This is a genomic window from Streptomyces tsukubensis, assembly GCF_003932715.1.
GTDB lineage: Bacteria > Actinomycetota > Actinomycetes > Streptomycetales > Streptomycetaceae > Streptomyces > Streptomyces tsukubensis.
This window is the reverse complement of record NZ_CP020700.1, coordinates 5,776,007-5,792,068: the sequence shown is the minus strand read 5'-3', so window position 1 is coordinate 5,792,068 and position 16,062 is coordinate 5,776,007. Positions and strand designations below refer to the sequence as shown.

At 71.6% G+C, this 16,062-nt stretch carries 16 protein-coding genes; 15 read left to right on the top strand and 1 reads right to left on the bottom strand.

What is annotated here, in order from left to right:
* Nucleotides 1–458 precede the first annotated feature (458 nt).
* The 10 genes from B7R87_RS24080 to B7R87_RS24035 all read left to right on the top strand — a co-directional run bounded on the left by B7R87_RS24080 (nucleotide 459) and on the right by B7R87_RS24035 (nucleotide 10,040).
* Complete coding sequence (locus tag B7R87_RS24080; protein ID WP_006346440.1) at nucleotides 459–1,562, top strand: C40 family peptidase; 1,104 nt, start codon at nucleotides 459–461, stop codon at nucleotides 1,560–1,562.
* 82 nt (nucleotides 1,563–1,644) lie between these two features.
* Complete coding sequence (locus B7R87_RS24075; RefSeq protein ID WP_040914073.1) at nucleotides 1,645–1,953, top strand: DUF6112 family protein; 309 nt, start codon at nucleotides 1,645–1,647, stop codon at nucleotides 1,951–1,953.
* Entirely contained in the window at nucleotides 1,953–2,678 is a 726-nt protein-coding gene (locus tag B7R87_RS24070; RefSeq protein ID WP_045852850.1) for a hypothetical protein, read from the top strand. The genes B7R87_RS24075 and B7R87_RS24070 overlap by 1 nt, the downstream gene beginning before the upstream one ends.
* Before the next feature lie 18 nt (nucleotides 2,679–2,696).
* Nucleotides 2,697–4,265, top strand: coding sequence for an SCO6881 family protein (locus B7R87_RS24065; protein ID WP_420341121.1), 1,569 nt, complete (start codon nucleotides 2,697–2,699; stop codon nucleotides 4,263–4,265).
* Nucleotides 4,266–4,349: 84 nt separating this feature from the next.
* On the top strand, nucleotides 4,350–5,819 hold the full coding sequence (locus tag B7R87_RS24060) for an SCO6880 family protein (RefSeq protein ID WP_006346444.1): 1,470 nt from the start codon (nucleotides 4,350–4,352) through the stop codon (nucleotides 5,817–5,819).
* Between the two features lie 19 nt (nucleotides 5,820–5,838).
* Complete coding sequence (locus B7R87_RS24055; protein ID WP_006346445.1) at nucleotides 5,839–6,246, top strand: DUF6238 family protein; 408 nt, start codon at nucleotides 5,839–5,841, stop codon at nucleotides 6,244–6,246.
* A 19-nt stretch (nucleotides 6,247–6,265) separates the two neighbouring features.
* Nucleotides 6,266–7,768, top strand: a complete 1,503-nt coding sequence (locus B7R87_RS24050; protein ID WP_006346446.1) for a hypothetical protein — start codon at nucleotides 6,266–6,268, stop codon at nucleotides 7,766–7,768.
* Nucleotides 7,769–8,018: 250 nt separating this feature from the next.
* Nucleotides 8,019–8,654, top strand: a complete 636-nt coding sequence (locus tag B7R87_RS24045; RefSeq protein WP_233168915.1) for a hypothetical protein — start codon at nucleotides 8,019–8,021, stop codon at nucleotides 8,652–8,654.
* Between the two features lie 104 nt (nucleotides 8,655–8,758).
* Nucleotides 8,759–9,514: a hypothetical protein gene (locus B7R87_RS24040; RefSeq protein ID WP_202488946.1), complete on the top strand. Its 756-nt coding sequence runs from the start codon at nucleotides 8,759–8,761 to the stop codon at nucleotides 9,512–9,514.
* A 37-nt stretch (nucleotides 9,515–9,551) separates the two neighbouring features.
* Nucleotides 9,552–10,040, top strand: a complete 489-nt coding sequence (locus tag B7R87_RS24035) for a hypothetical protein (RefSeq protein WP_006346449.1) — start codon at nucleotides 9,552–9,554, stop codon at nucleotides 10,038–10,040.
* A gap of 163 nt (nucleotides 10,041–10,203) precedes the next feature.
* Here B7R87_RS24035 and B7R87_RS24030 read toward each other — a convergent pair whose 3' ends face one another.
* Complete coding sequence (locus tag B7R87_RS24030; protein WP_006346450.1) at nucleotides 10,204–10,515, bottom strand: hypothetical protein; 312 nt, start codon at nucleotides 10,513–10,515, stop codon at nucleotides 10,204–10,206.
* A 56-nt stretch (nucleotides 10,516–10,571) separates the two neighbouring features.
* Here B7R87_RS24030 and ltrA point away from each other — a divergent pair, with 56 nt between their 5' ends.
* The 5 genes from ltrA to B7R87_RS24000 all read left to right on the top strand — a co-directional run bounded on the left by ltrA (nucleotide 10,572) and on the right by B7R87_RS24000 (nucleotide 16,044).
* Nucleotides 10,572–12,020 carry a group II intron reverse transcriptase/maturase gene (gene ltrA / locus B7R87_RS24025; protein WP_006346451.1) on the top strand — a complete coding sequence of 483 codons (1,449 nt, stop codon included), beginning with the start codon at nucleotides 10,572–10,574 and terminating at the stop codon, nucleotides 12,018–12,020.
* 226 nt (nucleotides 12,021–12,246) lie between these two features.
* Nucleotides 12,247–12,987 carry a hypothetical protein gene (locus tag B7R87_RS24015; protein ID WP_006346452.1) on the top strand — a complete coding sequence of 247 codons (741 nt, stop codon included), beginning with the start codon at nucleotides 12,247–12,249 and terminating at the stop codon, nucleotides 12,985–12,987.
* Between the two features lie 14 nt (nucleotides 12,988–13,001).
* Nucleotides 13,002–13,472 (top strand): hypothetical protein, encoded by a 471-nt coding sequence (locus B7R87_RS24010; protein ID WP_006346453.1) that lies wholly within the window; start codon nucleotides 13,002–13,004, stop codon nucleotides 13,470–13,472.
* A 33-nt stretch (nucleotides 13,473–13,505) separates the two neighbouring features.
* Entirely contained in the window at nucleotides 13,506–13,958 is a 453-nt protein-coding gene (locus B7R87_RS24005; protein WP_006346454.1) for a hypothetical protein, read from the top strand.
* A 142-nt stretch (nucleotides 13,959–14,100) separates the two neighbouring features.
* Nucleotides 14,101–16,044, top strand: a complete 1,944-nt coding sequence (locus B7R87_RS24000; RefSeq protein WP_006346455.1) for a type IV secretory system conjugative DNA transfer family protein — start codon at nucleotides 14,101–14,103, stop codon at nucleotides 16,042–16,044.
* Nucleotides 16,045–16,062 lie beyond the last annotated feature (18 nt).

The window sequence follows — 16,062 nt, the reverse complement described above, 5'->3', positions numbered from 1 at the left end:
TCCGGGGTGAGCGGTGCCGCGCACAGTAGTCGTCTTTTCCGGCCGTACCCAATGACGTGTTCGGGGGTTCCGGGGTCGTTTGGTGCGGCCGGATTTCCCTCCTACAGTCCCCCTTGTGTTCGCCGCTCCGGGCCCTGGCCTGGGGCCGGTTGACCTGTGCTGTTGCGTGCTGCCCCGTCCAGGAGACGAGGGCACGGCTCTATCGCGGAGGGGCTTTTCCTGTGTGGCGGGTGAGATTACGAGGGCGGCTTGCTGCCGCTTCTGAATGACGGGCCAGGGTGTCCGGGAGTTAGCCGCTCCCGGGCACCTTCCCCGCCCTCTTCTTCTCTTTCTTCTTTGACCCGCCCGTTTCCCGGTGACCTTTCCGACGAGAAAGCCGGGGCCGGGCGGCCTACACGCAAGGAGCCGTCCATGCGGCATGCCCAGATACGCCCCTCGCCCTCCCCGGCGGGGCGGTCGTGAAGAAGGTCGCGGTGATCGCGGGCGGGGTCGCGCTGGCCCCGCTGCTGCTGATCGCCCCGGTCGCCGTCGCCCTAGTCGGAGCCACCAACGCCCAGGCCACCTGCGACACACAGGGTGTGGACAGCGGTGCGGTCGCCGCGCAGGTGGAGTCGATCCTGAACGGCGGGGACGGCGGCGGCGTTTCCGTCACCGGTCTCCCGGACCCGGAGGAGCAGATTCCGCACGCGCGGACGATCCAGGCCACCGGGGTGGCGATGAAGGTCCCTGTCCGGGGGCAGATCGTCGCGCTGGCGACCGCGCTCCAGGAGTCGGGCCTGCGGAACCTGGACTACGGGGACCGGGACTCGCTGGGGCTGTTCCAGCAGCGTCCGTCGATGGGCTGGGGCACCCCGGAGCAGGTCCGGGACCCGGTGTACGCGTCGACCAAGTTCTACGAGGGGCTGCTCAAGGTCTCGGGCTGGGAGTCGATGACCGTGACCCAGGCCGCCCAGGCGGTGCAGCTCTCCGGTTTCCCGGACGCGTACGCGAAGTGGGAGCCGCTGGCGACCGCGCTGCAGAAGGCCATCGCCCCCACCCTGACCGGCGACGAGACCACCGACCCCGGTGCCTCCGCCCCTGGTGGCGGGTGTGGTCCTGGTGGTGACGGGTCGGAGTTCGGCCCTATCCCGGCCGGGGTGCTGCCGAAGGGGTACGAGATCCCGACCGACGCGCCGAAGTCGGTGCAGACGGCGATCCGCTGGGGACTCGGCGCCCTGGGCACCCCGTACCAGTGGGGCGGCACCTGTGCCGATCCGCGGGGCCAGGACCCGATGGGGCGGTGCGACTGCTCGTCCCTGATGCAGATGTCCTACAAGGCCGGCGGCGTCTCCCTGACCCGGACCACCTACACACAGGTCAAGGAAGGCAAGCCGGTCGGCGTCGGGGCTATCAAGCCCGGTGACCTCCTCTTCACCCGGGGCACCGCCCAGGTCCCCGAACACGTCGGCCTGTTCATCGGCTCTGGGCTGATCCTGCACTCCCCGCGCACCGGCGACGTCGTGAAGATCGCCACCCTCGCGGAGTGGCGGCCGGACATCCTCGCCGTCCGTCGCGTCGTCTGACGCCCTCGCGTCCCCCTCCCCCCTCTTTCTCTCCTTTCTCTTCCTCCCGGGCATTCGTATGCCCTGAAACAGGAGTTCTGTGGTGAATATCAGCCAGTCGGGTCAGTTCCTGGCCTTCAACCCCGGTATCAAGCCCGCGGACGGCGGTCTCCCGGGCCTGGACGTCCTGAAGGACGTCATCAGCTCGATCAACCTCTTCGGGATCATCGCGGTCGTCGGCGCGCTCGCGGTGTCCGCGCTGGTGTGGGCCTGGGGCCACCACTCCGGCGGTCACCAGGCCGAGGCGAACGGCAAGAAGGGCACCGTCGTCGCCGCCGGGTGCGCCCTGCTGCTGGGCGCGGCGAACGGCATCGTCAGCTTCTTCTCCGCGATGGGCACCCAGGTCAACTGATGCCCACGCACGAGAAGAAACCTTCCTCCCACCGCAGCCCCCGGCCTCCGAGGGGGTCGCTGGTGCCGGGCCCGGGGTCGTCGGTGCTGCACCGGTCCCTGATCGTGACCGTGGTGCTGGCGCTGCTGACCGGCCTCGCCGGGCTGGTCGCCTTCCTCACCCGCGAGGACACCCGCGATACGGCGGCCCCGGCGTCGGTGCCGGAGACCCGGCAGTCGGCTCCGCCGGCTCCCGCCCTGGTGAAGGTCCCGAAAGGGGGCCAGGTGGCGGCGCCCGTGAGCACGTCCGATCCGGTGGGGTTCGCCAAGGCCGCCGCGAAGGTCCTGTGGTCGTACGACACCCGCCGCCTCTCCCAGCCCGAGCACGTCGCCGGGCTGAAGAAGTGGATGACCCGGGAGAAGAAGTACGCGGACTGGTCCTCGGTCGCCGACCTGGTGCCGGATCCGGTGCTGTGGTCGCGGATGGGCGACCAGGCCCAGTACGCGACCGCGACGGTCGGCGAGGGGCACTTCCCGCAGGCGTTCAAGTCCGCGCTGGCCGCCGATCCGGGGGCGATCACCGACGCGTACATCTACGCGGTCACGGTCACCGGACGTCAGTCGATCGCCTGGACCGGCTCCGAGAAGGGCGCCGGCGCCGAGCCCCGCTCCTCGACGCTCGCCGTCCAGTGCCGCCCCGACCAAGCGTGCCGTCTCGCGGCGGTCCTGCCCACCACCGCTCCCTGAACCGAAAGGAGGTGAACCATGCCTTCAGCTTGTGATCTGCCCCTGATGAACACGGTCTGCGACGCGGTCGGCGGTGTGGCGAGTTCGACCGGCCAGGCCATCACGGACGGCATCGGCGCCTGGATTGCCAAGTCCATGGGCGAGATGGCCCAGGCCGCCGCCGACCTCGCCGCGCAGGCCGTGGACAAGACCACCGCCGTCGACCTGAACGCGACCTGGTTCCGCGAGAACTACGAGCTGCTGCTCCCGATCGGGCTCGTCATGATCGTCGGCACCTTCTGTCTGCAGCTCATCCGGGCGGCGTGGCGGCGGGACGAGCGGGCCCTGTTCCAGGCTGTGACCGGCACCGTGGCCGGGGTGTTCTTCGCGTTCGCCGCCATCGCCTGCACCACCATCGCCCTCACCATCGTGGACGCGCTGTCCGCGGGGTTGTTCAAGGCGGCGAACAGCTCCGTCGATGACGCGATCCGCCGTGTCATCAAGGTCAATTCCTACGGGGCGATGTACGGGCTCGGCTGGGGCATCCCCGCGATCGTCGCCCTCGGCGCCACCATCGGCGCCTTCCTCTACTGGGCCGTCATGGTCGCCCGCAAGGTCGGCATCCTCATCCTGGTCACCCTGGCGGTGTTCGCCGGGGCCGGCGGCGGCTGGGAAGTCGCCCGCCGCTGGCGCAGGGGCTGGATCGAGGCCACCAGCTCCCTGATCGTCTCCAAGCTGCTGATGACGATCGTGTTCCTCCTCGGCGTCTCCGCCATGGGCAAGACCGACCCCACGGACGGGCTCAGTGCCCTGTCCGATGCGATGGCCGGAATCGTGATCATGGTCCTGGTGCTGCTCTGCCCGTACGCGACGTACAAGTTCGTGCACTGGGCGGCCGAGGGCGGCGGGCAGGACGATCTGCACCGCACCGGCGTCGCCGGGGTCACGGTCGCGGCCGGGGCGGCGAAGACCGCAGGTCAGCTCGCCATGCAGGCTGGCACGGGTATGCCCGCGCCGCAGGGTCCGGCCAAGGTCCCCGGCCAGGGCGCCGGAGGCGTCGCCGCCGGGATCAACCCGGCCGGAGGCAACACCTCCCCGGAGGGGATCAGCGGGGACGAGCCGCCGCAGACGACCTTCCGGTTCGGCGAGGACCCGGGCGCCACCGGCGACAAGGGCCAGCCCCTCATCCGCCGCCCCCGTACCGACGGCGACAAGGGCCGACCGCTCATCCAGCGCCCCGGCCAGCCCACCGGCACCGGCGGCGCGAGTGGCGGATCATCCGCAGGAGCCACCGGGGCAGCGACCGGAGCGACCAGCACACCGGCACCCACCGGCACCGCTGCCGCACCCGTCTCCGGCACGACCGCCTCGGGCCCCGCACCCGCCGGTTTGGGAACCACCAGCCCGAGCGGCTCGGCGACCGCGCCAGGCCCGGCGCCCGCAGGGGCACCGACCGGTCCTCCGCCCGTGGCCCAGGCGGTGTCCACCCCGCCGACCACGCCCCCGCCGGCTCCGCCGGGGCTGAGTCCGCAGGGTGGTACGACCCCGGCCCGGTGGGTCTACCCGAAGCCGCCCAGCGGTCTGGGCGGCTCGGACCCCCGGTCCTGACCGGCTGACCGGCATCCCCTGGGGGCGGGCGCACCCGTCAGCCCCCAGGGGCCACCCCCTTCTTCTTCAAGGACGACACCACCCATGCACCCTGATTCCACGGCTCCCGTCGCTCCGGCCACGGTGAAGTTCCCCCACCGCTCCCGCCGGGGCGTGCTCCTCGGCCTCACGGCGCCGCAGCTCGTCGCCGTCGCTCTGACCGGCCTGCTCCTCCTCGCCGTCCTCATGTCGACCGGTGTGCCCGGGGCTCTGAAGCTCATCCCCCTGTGGACGGTGATCCTCGCGGCCGTGTTCGTCCGGTACCGGGGCCGCTCGCTCGCCGACTGGGCCCCGATCGCCCTCCGCTACACCCTGCGGCGGGCGAAGGGTCAGCTCGTGTGGCTGACCCGCCCGTCCACCCGGCCCCGGCGGGAGGGTCTGCTCCACCTCCCCGGGACGGCCGCCTCTCTGCGGGTGGTCACCTCCTCCGACCGCCGTACCGGCGCGGTCCACGATCCGCACCAGGGGACGCTGACCGCGGTGGTCCGGGTCTCGTCGCGGGCGTTCGCGCTGCTCGACCCGGCCGCACAGAACTCGAATGTCGCCGGGTGGGGCCGCACTCTGGCGGCGCTGTCCCGTACCGGGCACATCGCCCGCGTCCAGGTCCTGGAGCGGACGGTGCCGGACTCCGGTGACGCGCTCCAGCGGTACTGGTCCGAGTACGGGAACCCGGACACCCACCTCGCCGGCCCCGTCTACACCGACCTGCTGACCGCCGCCGGTCCGGCCGCGGCACCGCACGAGAGCTACGTCGCCATCGCCCTCGATCTGAAGGCGGCCCGCCGTCTGATCAACCAGGCCGGCGGCGGGCTGACCGGGGCGTTCTCGGTGCTGACCCAGTTGACCGCGACGTTCGACCAGTCGGTGCGCAACGCCGGTCTCACCCCGGGCGGGTGGCTGACCGCGGGCGAGATCGCCGCCGTGATCCGTACCGCCTACGACCCGAAGGCGAGCGCCGCCCTCGACCAGTGGTCCCCGGGTGACCGACCGGAGGCCGATCCCGCTGCCGCCGGTCCGGTGGTGCTGGTGGAGAAGGCGGACCGGATCGAGACCGACTCCGCCCACCACGCCACCTTCTGGATCGAGAACTGGCCCCGGATCGAAACCAGTGCCGGGTTCCTGCACCAGCTCCTCTTCACCTCCGGCGTCCGCCGCACCCTCTCCCTCACCTACGCACCGAAGGGCCTCGACGCCGCCCTCAAGGATGTGCAGCGGAAGAAGGCGACGGTCATCGCGGACGCGGCGGAGCGGCAGCGCAAGGGCCAGGTCGACTCCGAGGAGGACAACGTCGAGTACGCGGACATCAAGAGCCGCGAGCGCGAGCTGATCGCCGGCCACGCCGACGTTGCGCTGACCGGTCTGGTGACCGTGTCCGCGGACACTCCCGAGCAGCTCAACTCGGCGTGTGCGGCGATCGAGACGGCGGCCGTGGCGGCGCTGGTCGATCTGCGTCCGCTGACCTGGCAGCAGGCTGAGGCGTTCACCAACGCCGCCCTGCCCCTCGCCCGCCCGTGACTCGGGGACCGAGAAGCCGATGCCGACCGACCTGGCGTTCGCCACCGAGGCCCTGGACTTCCACCGGGCGATCACCGTCCCCGACGGCCCGCTCGCCGCCACCCGCCCGGAGCTGGACGCCCTGCACCAGCACTGCCTCGCCCTCTACGCCCTCCTCGACGCCCACACCACCCGCACCACCCCGATCGACCGGGCCGGGGGCGAGGCCCTTCGAGCGGCGCGGGTGCGGCTGTGGCAGGCGGCCGAGCATCTACACGCCGCCTGGCACCGCGCCCCCGCCATCGACACCGACCGGCTGATCATCGCCGACGGGTGCCGTCCCCGGCTGCCGGTCTGCGGGCGCCACCTGCGCACGTCCGTACGAGTCCGCCGCACCCACACCCCCGCCGAACTGCGGGCCCCGTTCACCGGCCCCGACCGCCTCTGACCGACCGGAGTACCCACCGATGTCCGTACGCCCCCGGGCTTCCGCGAGCCCGCTGTTCACCCCCCACCGCACCGACCGCAGGACCAACCGGCGGGCCAAGGCCGAGTTCACCGCAGCGCAGGTCAAAGCCCGCCACGCCACCCGCCCCGACACCCCCCGCACAGTGACCGGCCCGGACCCGGAGCTGGTCCCCACCTATCCGGCCGCCGGCCGCCCCGGACCGGCCTCCGCCCGCGGCGGACTCCTCAAGCTCCCGGCCCACCGGATGACGACCGCCGTCGCCAGCGGCGCGTATCCGTTCCTCGCCGAGGGCGGGCTCGGCGCGCAGGGGATCTATGTCGGACAGGACGTCCACGCCGAAGCCAGCTTCTGCTACGACCCGTTCGCCCTGTACGGGCGACTGGAGGGGTTCACCAACCCCAACATCCTGCTCGCCGGGATCATCGGCATGGGCAAGTCCGCCCTCGCCAAATCCCTCGCCCTGCGCGCCACCGCCTTCGACTACCGGATCTACGTCCCCTGCGACCCGAAGGGCGAATGGACGGTCGTCGCCAGGGAGCTGGGCGGGCAGACCATCGCCCTCGGCCCCGGCCTCCCCGGACGGCTGAACCCACTGGACGCGCCGGAGAAGCCGTACGGGATCAGCAACGAGGACTGGACCACCGAGGTCCGCAAGCGCCGCCTGCTCCTCCTCGGCTCCCTGGCCAAGACCGTGCTCCGGCGCGAACTACACCCCATGGAGCACACCGCCCTGGACATCGCCCTCGACCAAGTCGTCGCCTACACCCAGCAGACGGGCACGACGCCGCTGCTCGGCGATGTCGCCTACGTGCTCGGCTCGCCGCAGCACCTCGACGGCGCCACCGGCGAATCATCCGGGCGGCTCGGGCGGGCCGCCGAGGACCTCGCCCACGCCCTGCGCCGCATGATCCACGGTGACCTCGGCGGCATGTTCGACGCGCCGTCGACCGTACGGTTCGACCCGTCGGCGCCGATGCTGTCGATCGACCTGTCCCGGCTCGGAGGCACCGGCGACGACACCGGCCTCGTCCTGGCAATGACCTGCGCCAGCGCATGGATGGAGGCGGCGATCTCCGACCCGACCGCCGGGCGCCGCTGGGTGATCTACGACGAGGCGTGGCGGGTGATGCGGCACGTCGCGCTGCTGGAGCGGATGCAGTCCCAGTGGAAGCTCTCCCGGGGTCTGGGCATCGCCAACGTCATGGTCATCCACCGGCTGTCCGATCTGCTGACCGCAGGCGAGGCCGGCTCCCGGGGCCGCGCCCTCGCCGAGGGTCTCCTCACGGATTGTTCGACGCGGATCATCTACCGGCAGGAGGCCGACCAGCTCGCCTCCGCCGCCGCCCTCCTCGGCCTCACCGGCGTCGAGACCCAGGCCGTGTCCGCCCTCACCAAGGGGCGAGGTCTGTGGAAAGTCGCAGGCCGGAGCTTCATTACGCAACATCTGCTCCACCCGGCAGAGCGGACGTTGTTCGACACGGACGCCCGGATGTCTGCCTGACCGGACCGGCTCTTCGGCGGGGCCGCTCGTCCTCGGCCGGTGGCCCCGCCTTCACCCCTCTATACAAGGAGCGTTGCCCCGGTGTCCCGACGCCGCCTCCGCCAGGCGATCGGCAAACTCGTCCGGCTCTACCTCAACGCCTGCACGGCCCAGGCGGGCACGGCCGCGTTCACCTCGGCGCCAACGCCTTCGGGCACGAGGACCACCGTGCCCAGCACCGTCGTACGGCCCGGGACGGGGAGCGGTGAGCGTGGACGAGCCGTTCATCCGCCTCGCCGAGTCGGTCGAGGCCGGGGAGAAGGTGCTGGCCGACTGGGACGCCGTCTCCGACAGCCTGTGCGACGCCGAGGGCTGGCCCTTGGACGACCGGTACGGCCTGCGCCAGCAGCAGCGCGACGCCGACATGTGGGCTCAGTTCGCCCCGTACCTCACCGAGGGGACGGTGCTGATCGTCCCGGCCGAGGACATCCTGTCGGACCTGGACCAGGACCAGCGCCTCGAACGCCGCTGGGACCAGCGGCTGCGCGCTCTGAGGGAGGCCCTCGACGGCGGCTGGCGCGTCCACGACACCTGGCTCGCCGTCGAGAACGCCCTCGTCCGCGGCCACCCGCGCACCGAAGAGGTACGGGCGCGGGCCCTGGCCGAGCGCAATGCCGAGGGCTGGCACTACGCCCTGACCTGGAACGAGAACGCGCCCGTCCTGGTCGAGATCGCCCGCGCGGCCGAGCCGCTCGCAGGACCGGACCCGGGGCCGTCCCGCTCGCTGCGTGCGGGGGCCGCGCTCGCCCGCTCACCCCAGGCTGCTTCCTCCTCGCCGGTCCCAGCCCCGTCTCCCGCGCCCTCAACCGGGGGTGCACCGGACCGGCGGGGTGGCAGGGGCCGCTAACCCGGAATCCCCGGCACCTCCAAATCGTGGCCCCGGCCTGATCATCGGGCTCCCCGTGCCGGACTCCCGGTCGGGGAGGTTGCTGCCGAGGAGTGGTGCTGGTGATGCAGTTGGAGCCCGATGTGGCCTTCGGGGCGAATTCGGAGTTCGGGGTGGTGGCGGAGACGGCGGACGAGCGGCCGTTCCTGGCCGAGGTCCTGCGCCGTCACCGGTTCGCCTACAGCGACCGTCTGCGGTTGTGGCAGCTTGCCTCCGGGACGCCGTTCAACACGTCGCTGCGGCTGGTGGCGTCGGCGTCGCGGGAGTTCCAGGACGCGGGGCTGGCGGTGGTGGCCGATCCGCGGGTGATGCTCCCGCCGGCGGTCCCGGCCGAGGCGGGGGCGCGGGTGCGGGAGCCGCTGCCGGGGCTGTCGCTGACCGCGGTGACCGCCGAGCTGTCCGGGCTGGTCCGGGCGATGGATGTCGCCGATGCCCTGGATCCGGTCCTGGACGAGGACCACGGGGTCTTCGCCGGGCTGGAGGACGTCTTCGCCTCGGCGGCGGGGTGGTGCGAGCGGCTCGGCACCGAGCACGGGCGGGAGCTGGCCGGGAAGCTGCGGGCCGGTGTGCACCAGGTGGTCACGCTCGGCGAGCGGCTCCTCGACGTCCAGCTCTCGCTCGCGGTGATGCCGGACGCCCTCCCGCAGAACGCCCCGGCGCAGATGGTGGAGCGGTCCGCGGAGCCGGTGGTCGCCCATGCCGAGCGGGCCCGTGCCGCCGTCGCCGCCTCCCCTCGCCATCCGTTCAGCCCGGTGCCGCCCACGGGCACGGCTGCCCTGCCGCTCCGGCAGGCGGTACCCCCGCCGGGCCGTGCCCGCTGACCCCCTTCCCTCTTCTCGTTCGACAAGGAGCACGTTCATGGCCGTGAAGACCCTCTGGCCCGTTGACCATGCCTGCGGGCACAGCGTCGATGCCGACCTCTCCGCCCGTCCGGCCGATCAGCGGGCGGGATACGCCCGCTGGCTGGCCGGGCGGGACTGCACCGCCTGCTGGCAGACCACCCGTACCCAGGACGCCGAAGCCACCGCCTCCTGGCTGGCCGAACAACGGGCCGCCGAGGCCGAGGCGGCGCAGGTGTGGGAGGTGGAGTTCCGGATGCCGCCGCTGGAGGGCGGCGAGCGTGCGGTGGCCTGGGGTGCGCGGTGCCGCCATCAGCTCGTCACCGCCGCGTACGCCGTCCTTGTCACCGAGGGCGAGACGAGTGAGGCGGAGTGGGCGGTGGTGGAGGACGCGGTGCGGCCGGTGACACGTGCCGGTTGGTGGATAGATCAGGTGCGCCACGAGGCGCCACATAACCGAGTGGAGATGGAAGGACTCCACCGCCGCCCCGTCGCAGCGGGGTGGTGAAGCTGAGGGCAGCCTGATCCGGGAGACGCCGGGGAGGGCGGAAAGCAGCCCTGACAACGCCGTGACGGGCCGGAACTACCAGACGGCCCGGGTGCGGCAAGCAAGGCGGAGAGGTGTAACGAGAGTGAACCAGTGGTTGAACCCCCGTAACTCCACCGCCAGCTCAAATCTGGTGGATATGGGCTGGATTGCAGTAGGCGCTGAGTATCTGGTTGACGAGGCGCGCCCGGCGGCGGTTTTGATCGCTGTCGTCGGGAGTCACGCCGAAGGTCTGCGGCGTAGGCGTGGCCATGCTGCCGGGGAAGAGCTGGGCACCACCCCCGCCGATCGGTTTGTGGTGAACGTGGGAACCGCTGCGCGGCCTGCCGTCTGCCCGCACCTCCAGTGCGGGAGCGGCCAGGTCCGTCGTCGACCGGGAGTCGCGCAGTGGGACGGAGCCGCCGTAGTAGTCCGAGGACGGGAAAGCCGTCCACATGGCGAAGGGCGGCAGCTGTTTCGCAGTGCAGGTGCTGGAATGCCAGGAGGTCGTGGGTGAATACCGACGAGCTGGAGTGGGCCTTGATGAAGGCCGAACGCCGGGTACTGGAGATCCAGGCCAAGCTGCATCGTTGGGCGACGGATGATCCGTCGCGAAGGTTCGATGATCTGTTCAACCTCGTCTGTGACCCGGCGTTCCTGCTGATCGCATGGAGCCGGGTGCGGAGCAACAGGGGAGCCCGATCGGCAGGGGTGGACGGTCTGACCGCCACCGGTGTCGAAGTTCGGTACGGCCTTGAGGAGTTCCTGGGCGTGCTGCGGGCCGACCTGAAGACCGGGGCGTTCCGCCCGATGCCCGTACGTGAGCGGATGATCCCGAAGGCCGGTGGCAAACTGCGCCGGCTGGGGATTCCGACGGTGCGGGACCGGGTGGTGCAGGCGGCTCTCAAGCTGGTCTTGGAGCCGATCTTCGAGGCGGACTTCAAGCCGTGCTCCTACGGTTTCCGCCCGAACCGGCGTGCTCAGGACGCCATTGCCGAGATCCACCACTACGGAACCAGCCTCTATCACTGGGTCCTGGAGGCGGACATCACGGCGTGCTTCGACGAGATCGACCACACGGCCCTATTGGGCCGTGTGCGAGACCGCGTCGGAGACAAGCGCGTTCTGGGGCTGGTGAAGGCGTTCTTGAAGGCTGGCATCCTCTCCGAGGGCCAGATGGTCAGGCGCACCGACACCGGCACCCCGCAGGGCGGCATTCTCTCGCCTCTGTTGGCCAACATCGCCTTGTCCGTGCTCGACGAGTTCTTCGCCGAGCAGTGGCAGGCGGCCGGGAGCAACAGCACCGCGCGGACCCGGCACCGTCGTCGCGGAGGAGCGACGTATCGCCTTGTGCGGTACGCCGACGACTTCGTGGTGATGGTCGCCGGGACGAAAGCGCACGCTGAAGCGATCCGGCAGAAGGTCACAAAGGTGCTCTCCCCGATGGGCCTGCGCCTGTCGGAGGAGAAGACGAGCGTCGTCCATCTCGACGAGGGCTTCACCTTCCTGGGCTTCCGCATCCAGCGGCAACAGCAGAAGGGAAGCGGCAAGCGGTACGTCTACACCTGGCCGTCCGACAAGGCGTTGACGTCGGTCAAGCACAAGGTGAAGGCGATCGCGAAGCAGACCACGAACGTCTCGCTCGGCACCCTGCTGCGCCGGATCAATCAGGTGCTGCGGGGATGGACTGCGTACTTCCAGCACGGCGTTTCGTCGCGCACCTTCCACTACCTCAGCCACTACGTGTGGTGGCTGGTCGGAAGGTGGCTACGGAAGAAGCACCGCCGCGCCAGCAGGAAGCAACTGCGCCGTCGGTATCAAGTCGACCGATGGCTGTGGGCAGACCCCACGGAGAACGTGCGGCTCTATCTGGCCGCATCCAGGGAAGTCACTCGCTACCGGTTCCGCGGCGAGAGAATCCCCACCCCGTGGGCCGAGCAAGCGGCGCGTCAACTCGGCTGACGCCACGTAACAGTGGAGAGCCGGATGCTCGGTAACGGGCACGTCCGGTTCGGGAGGCGGCCTGGGGAAACGGGCTGGCCGAAAGGCCAGTACCGCGCCCCAGGCCGACCTCACCGCGAGGCCGACCCGGCGGATCTCCCGGAGCTGCTGGACGCCGCCACCGGGGCGGACCGGCCCACCGAGAACCCCCATTTCTGACCCGCCCTTCACCTTTCTGGAGCCCTTGATGTCCGAGTCCGAGCAGCCGCATGTGGTGATCGTCCGCGAGCAGGGCGGCAACGTCGCCGCCATCCCCCACGGCGGGTTCGCGCGGGCCGAGCACGGTGATCTGGCCGTGGAGATGCTGCGGCACGCCGGGTTCATCGACGACCACAGCCCGCTCTCCCGGCAGTACCGGCTGCATTGGGACATGGGCCGGGAGTACGAGAGGCGGCAGGCCACCTCGGCGGCGAGGATGCTCACCGCGGCCGGCTTCCGGGTCGACCTCGACCCGACCCTCGACACCGACCGGCTCACCACCCCCTCCGACCCGGGTGGCCGGCGGGTCCTCGGGCAGCAGCTCCTGCGCCTGACCGACCAGCTCGGCGCCGCCCGGTCTCCGGCGGAGGCAGCGGATCTCGCGGAGCACGTCCTCGACCCGCACGACGGTGTCCTGGTGCGGCTGTCGCAGTTCTTCGAGACCGCCGTCGAGGTGGTCAGGGACGTCGGCGCCAACGAGGGCTGGGAGGTGGCGGACGCGTTCGAGGCCGCCGCCGAAGCACTCACCACGATCTCCGACGACCTCGATGAGACCGCCGGCGAGCTGCGCTCCCTGTGCTCCGGTGCTGCTGCCCCGGGGTGGCGGGCCCAGGTGACCGGCTACTACGCCACGGCACCGGCCAGGGCTGCGGCCCCGCCCTCGGGTGAAGCCCAGCCCGCGGTGAACCCCGTACCCGCTCCGGGCCGTATCCCACCCCGTTCCCGCTGACCAGGAGGTACCGCATGACCACCGTCCCGCCCCCGGCCACCAACGCCGCCGGACTCGCCAACACCGCCCTGGCCTCATTGACCGACCGCCTGCTGGAGGCGGACGAGACGAGCGCGGTCGCCGCCGAGGTGCGGCCGTTCTTCGACCCCGATCACGGAGCGCTGGGCAAGGCGGCCTCCGTCCTCTGGGCCGTCGGGGAGCACGCCCAGTCCCTGATCGTGTCCATGGCCGAGAGCGATCCGGCCTACCGGCTCTGGCACCAACTGGCCTCCGCAGCCGAGCACCTGGGCGACCTCCAGACCGAACTCGCCACCACCGCGGATGCCCTCCAAGCCCTGACCGCCAGCCAGGGACCGGGACTGCGGGAAGTCGCCCGTGCCCAGTCCCCCGCCCTCACCGGCCGGACCGTCGCCGCCTCGCCCGCCGCACCGTCGGCCCCGGCACCGTCCACCGCCACCATCCCGGACCGGGGCCGGACCCGGTAACCACCCCCGTTTTCCCTGCTGAAAGGTTCCTGCGTGTCCCTCCGCCATGAGGCGTCCGGCACCGACACCGCGATCTACCGCAAGCCCCTGAGCAGCGAGGTCATTGCCGACGCCACCGATTCCCTCGCCCACCAGGTCCTGCGAGAGTGCGGGTTCACCGAGAACTCGGTGCCGCCGCTGCATGTGTGGCACGAGCTGCCCGAGGGCCTCTCCGTTGAGGAGGAGAAGAGGCGGGCCACCCGCGCGGCGGTTCTCCTGTGGGCCGCCGGGTTCGGCGCGGAACTCGACCCAGCTTTGTTCTCCGAGGAGGCGTACCGGGCCGTGCTGACGGAGGTCCGCACCAGCCGGGCCGATCGGAGCGCGGCGGCCACCGCCACCTCACCCGCCGCGACCACCCGCGCGCCCGCCGTTCCGGAGCAGACCGTACCTGCGGCGAGCCGCCCGTCCGCCACCGCCCCGCCCTCCTCCGCCTCCCGCCGTCACTGAAGGAGTTCGTCGTGTTCGTGGTCACCAGAGCCCCGGGCCGTCCCCGCCCCGCCGCCCGTCCGCCTGCTCTGTCTGGGACTGCTCTGTGTCTTCTTCTCGTCCGCCCTCGGCCACCACCGGGACCGACTTCCTCCTCTATCTGATGCTCGGCGCAGCCGCGCTCGGTATGGGGGCCGGGTTCCTGACATGGCTGTTCGGTAACCTCGCCAACCTCCTCGTCGGCACCGGGGCCTGGGTCCCCTACGATCCCGCCGCCGCCCTGATCCGGCCCGAGGAGGTGTGGCCGGGCCTGCCCGAGGCGGCGCTCATCGCCGGGTGCCGGGTCCTGCCCGCCCTCGTCCTGTTCACCGGCGGGTTCTTCGGCGCGAAGCTCTGGCTGCGCTGGTGTGGCAGCACCAGCGGCCTGGCAACTGCCCGGGACCTGTCCGCGCTGCTGCCGAAGGAGAGCGCGGCGAAGGCGATCGGGCTGCGGCCGAGCCTGAAGGGCACCCGGCCGAAGGACGTGGCGCCGGACGACCGCGGGGTGCTGCTGGGGACGCTGAAGCCGGGGCGGGCGGAGGTGCGGTCGTCGTGGGAGGACGTGCTGCTGGCGATCATGGCCCCGCGGTCGGGGAAGACGTCCGGTCTGGCGATCCCGGCTATCCTGCGGGCCCCCGGTCCGGTGCTGCTGACCAGCAACAAAGCTGCGAACGACGCCTTCACTGCCACCGCCACGGCTCGGGCCGAGGTCGGCACCGTGTGGACGCTGGACCCGCAGCAGATCGCCCACGCCCCTCGGGAGATGTGGTGGGACATCCTCGCCGACGCCCACGATCTGGCCGGGGCCCGGCGGCTGGCCGGGCACTTCGTCACCGCCTCGGTGGACGAATCCAGTGCGGGGGACTTCTGGTCGACGGCCGCCGCGAACACGCTGACCGCTCTGTTCTTGGCGGCGGCCACGGACGGGCGGCCGATCACCGACGTCCTGGCCTGGCTCGCCTCCCCTGCGGACCGGACCCCGGTCGATCTCCTGCACGATGCGGGGCTGAACGCGGTCGCCGCGCAGCTCCAGGGCACCGTGGCCGGTGCCGTCGAAACCCGCGACGGCATCTACGAGACCGCCCGTCAGTACGCGAGCTGCCTCCTCGACCCGGAGATCGCCGCCTGGGTCACCCCGCCCCGCCGGTCGGAGAAGATCGCCGAGTTCCGCCCGGACGCGTTCGCCACCCGCCGCGACACGCTGTTCCTGCTGTCGAAGGACGGCGGCGGCTCCGCTTCGGCAATCATCGCGGCGGCGGCCGACGCGGTGATGCGGGCGGCGGTGATCCAGGCCGAGCGCGACGGCGGACGCCTCGACCCCTGCCTGCTCGCGATCCTCGATGAGGCGGCGAACGTGTGCAAGATCCAGGACTTGCCCGACCTCTACTCCCACCTGGGGTCCCGGGGCGTGATCCCGGTGACGATCCTCCAGTCGTACCGGCAGGGGGTGCGGGTCTGGGGTGAGAGCGGGATGGACGCGCTGTGGTCCGCGGCGACGGTCAAGCTGATCGGCTCCGGTATCGATGACGCGGACTTCGCCGACAAGCTGAGCCGTCTCGTCGGCGACCACGACGTCCGCACGGTGTCCGTCTCCACGAGCGAGTCGGGCAAGTCGACGTCAGTCTCGATGCGGCAGGAACGGGTACTGCCAGCGGACGCGATCCGCGCGCTCCAGAAGGGCTCGGCGCTGCTGCTGGCCACCGGCATCCGCCCCGCCCTCCTCGATCTGAAGCCCTGGTACAAGGAGCCGGACGCCGCCCGGCACGGCGCGGCCTCCGCTGCGGCGACGGCCGGGATCACCGAGCGGGCCCTCGCCAAAGGCCCTCGGCCGCCACGACCTCGGACCCGCCGCATGACCCTCTTCTCCTTCTCCGGCCGGTGCAGACGGACTCCCCGCACCCGCCCTTCCCGTTCTCTCCGCCCTCTGGAGTCCTCGTGCCCTCCCCTTCTTCCGACCGTTCCGGCCTGCTGGGTGACGCCCCGGTCGTCCGTCGTAGCGGCGAGTGGTGGCTCACCACCCCCGTCCTGTCCCTACGAGTCGATGACCCCGTGTTCGCCGCTGACCTGAACCGGTTCGCCGCCGACC

Bases quoted from the DNA above. Each gene is read 5' to 3' on its own strand.
- B7R87_RS24015 (WP_006346452.1), top strand. From the start codon at position 12,247: ATGTCCGAGTCCGAGCAGCCGCATGTGGTGATCGTCCGCGAGCAGGGC.
- B7R87_RS24055 (WP_006346445.1), top strand. From the start codon at position 5,839: ATGCCGACCGACCTGGCGTTCGCCACCGAGGCCCTGGACTTCCACCGG.
- B7R87_RS24030 (WP_006346450.1), bottom strand. From the start codon at position 10,515: ATGTGGACGGCTTTCCCGTCCTCGGACTACTACGGCGGCTCCGTCCCA.
- B7R87_RS24065 (WP_420341121.1), top strand. From the start codon at position 2,697: ATGCCTTCAGCTTGTGATCTGCCCCTGATGAACACGGTCTGCGACGCG.
- B7R87_RS24040 (WP_202488946.1), top strand. From the start codon at position 8,759: ATGCAGTTGGAGCCCGATGTGGCCTTCGGGGCGAATTCGGAGTTCGGG.
- B7R87_RS24035 (WP_006346449.1), top strand. From the start codon at position 9,552: ATGGCCGTGAAGACCCTCTGGCCCGTTGACCATGCCTGCGGGCACAGC.
- B7R87_RS24050 (WP_006346446.1), top strand. From the start codon at position 6,266: ATGTCCGTACGCCCCCGGGCTTCCGCGAGCCCGCTGTTCACCCCCCAC.
- B7R87_RS24000 (WP_006346455.1), top strand. From the start codon at position 14,101: ATGCTCGGCGCAGCCGCGCTCGGTATGGGGGCCGGGTTCCTGACATGG.
- B7R87_RS24010 (WP_006346453.1), top strand. From the start codon at position 13,002: ATGACCACCGTCCCGCCCCCGGCCACCAACGCCGCCGGACTCGCCAAC.
- B7R87_RS24060 (WP_006346444.1), top strand. From the start codon at position 4,350: ATGCACCCTGATTCCACGGCTCCCGTCGCTCCGGCCACGGTGAAGTTC.
- B7R87_RS24070 (WP_045852850.1), top strand. From the start codon at position 1,953: ATGCCCACGCACGAGAAGAAACCTTCCTCCCACCGCAGCCCCCGGCCT.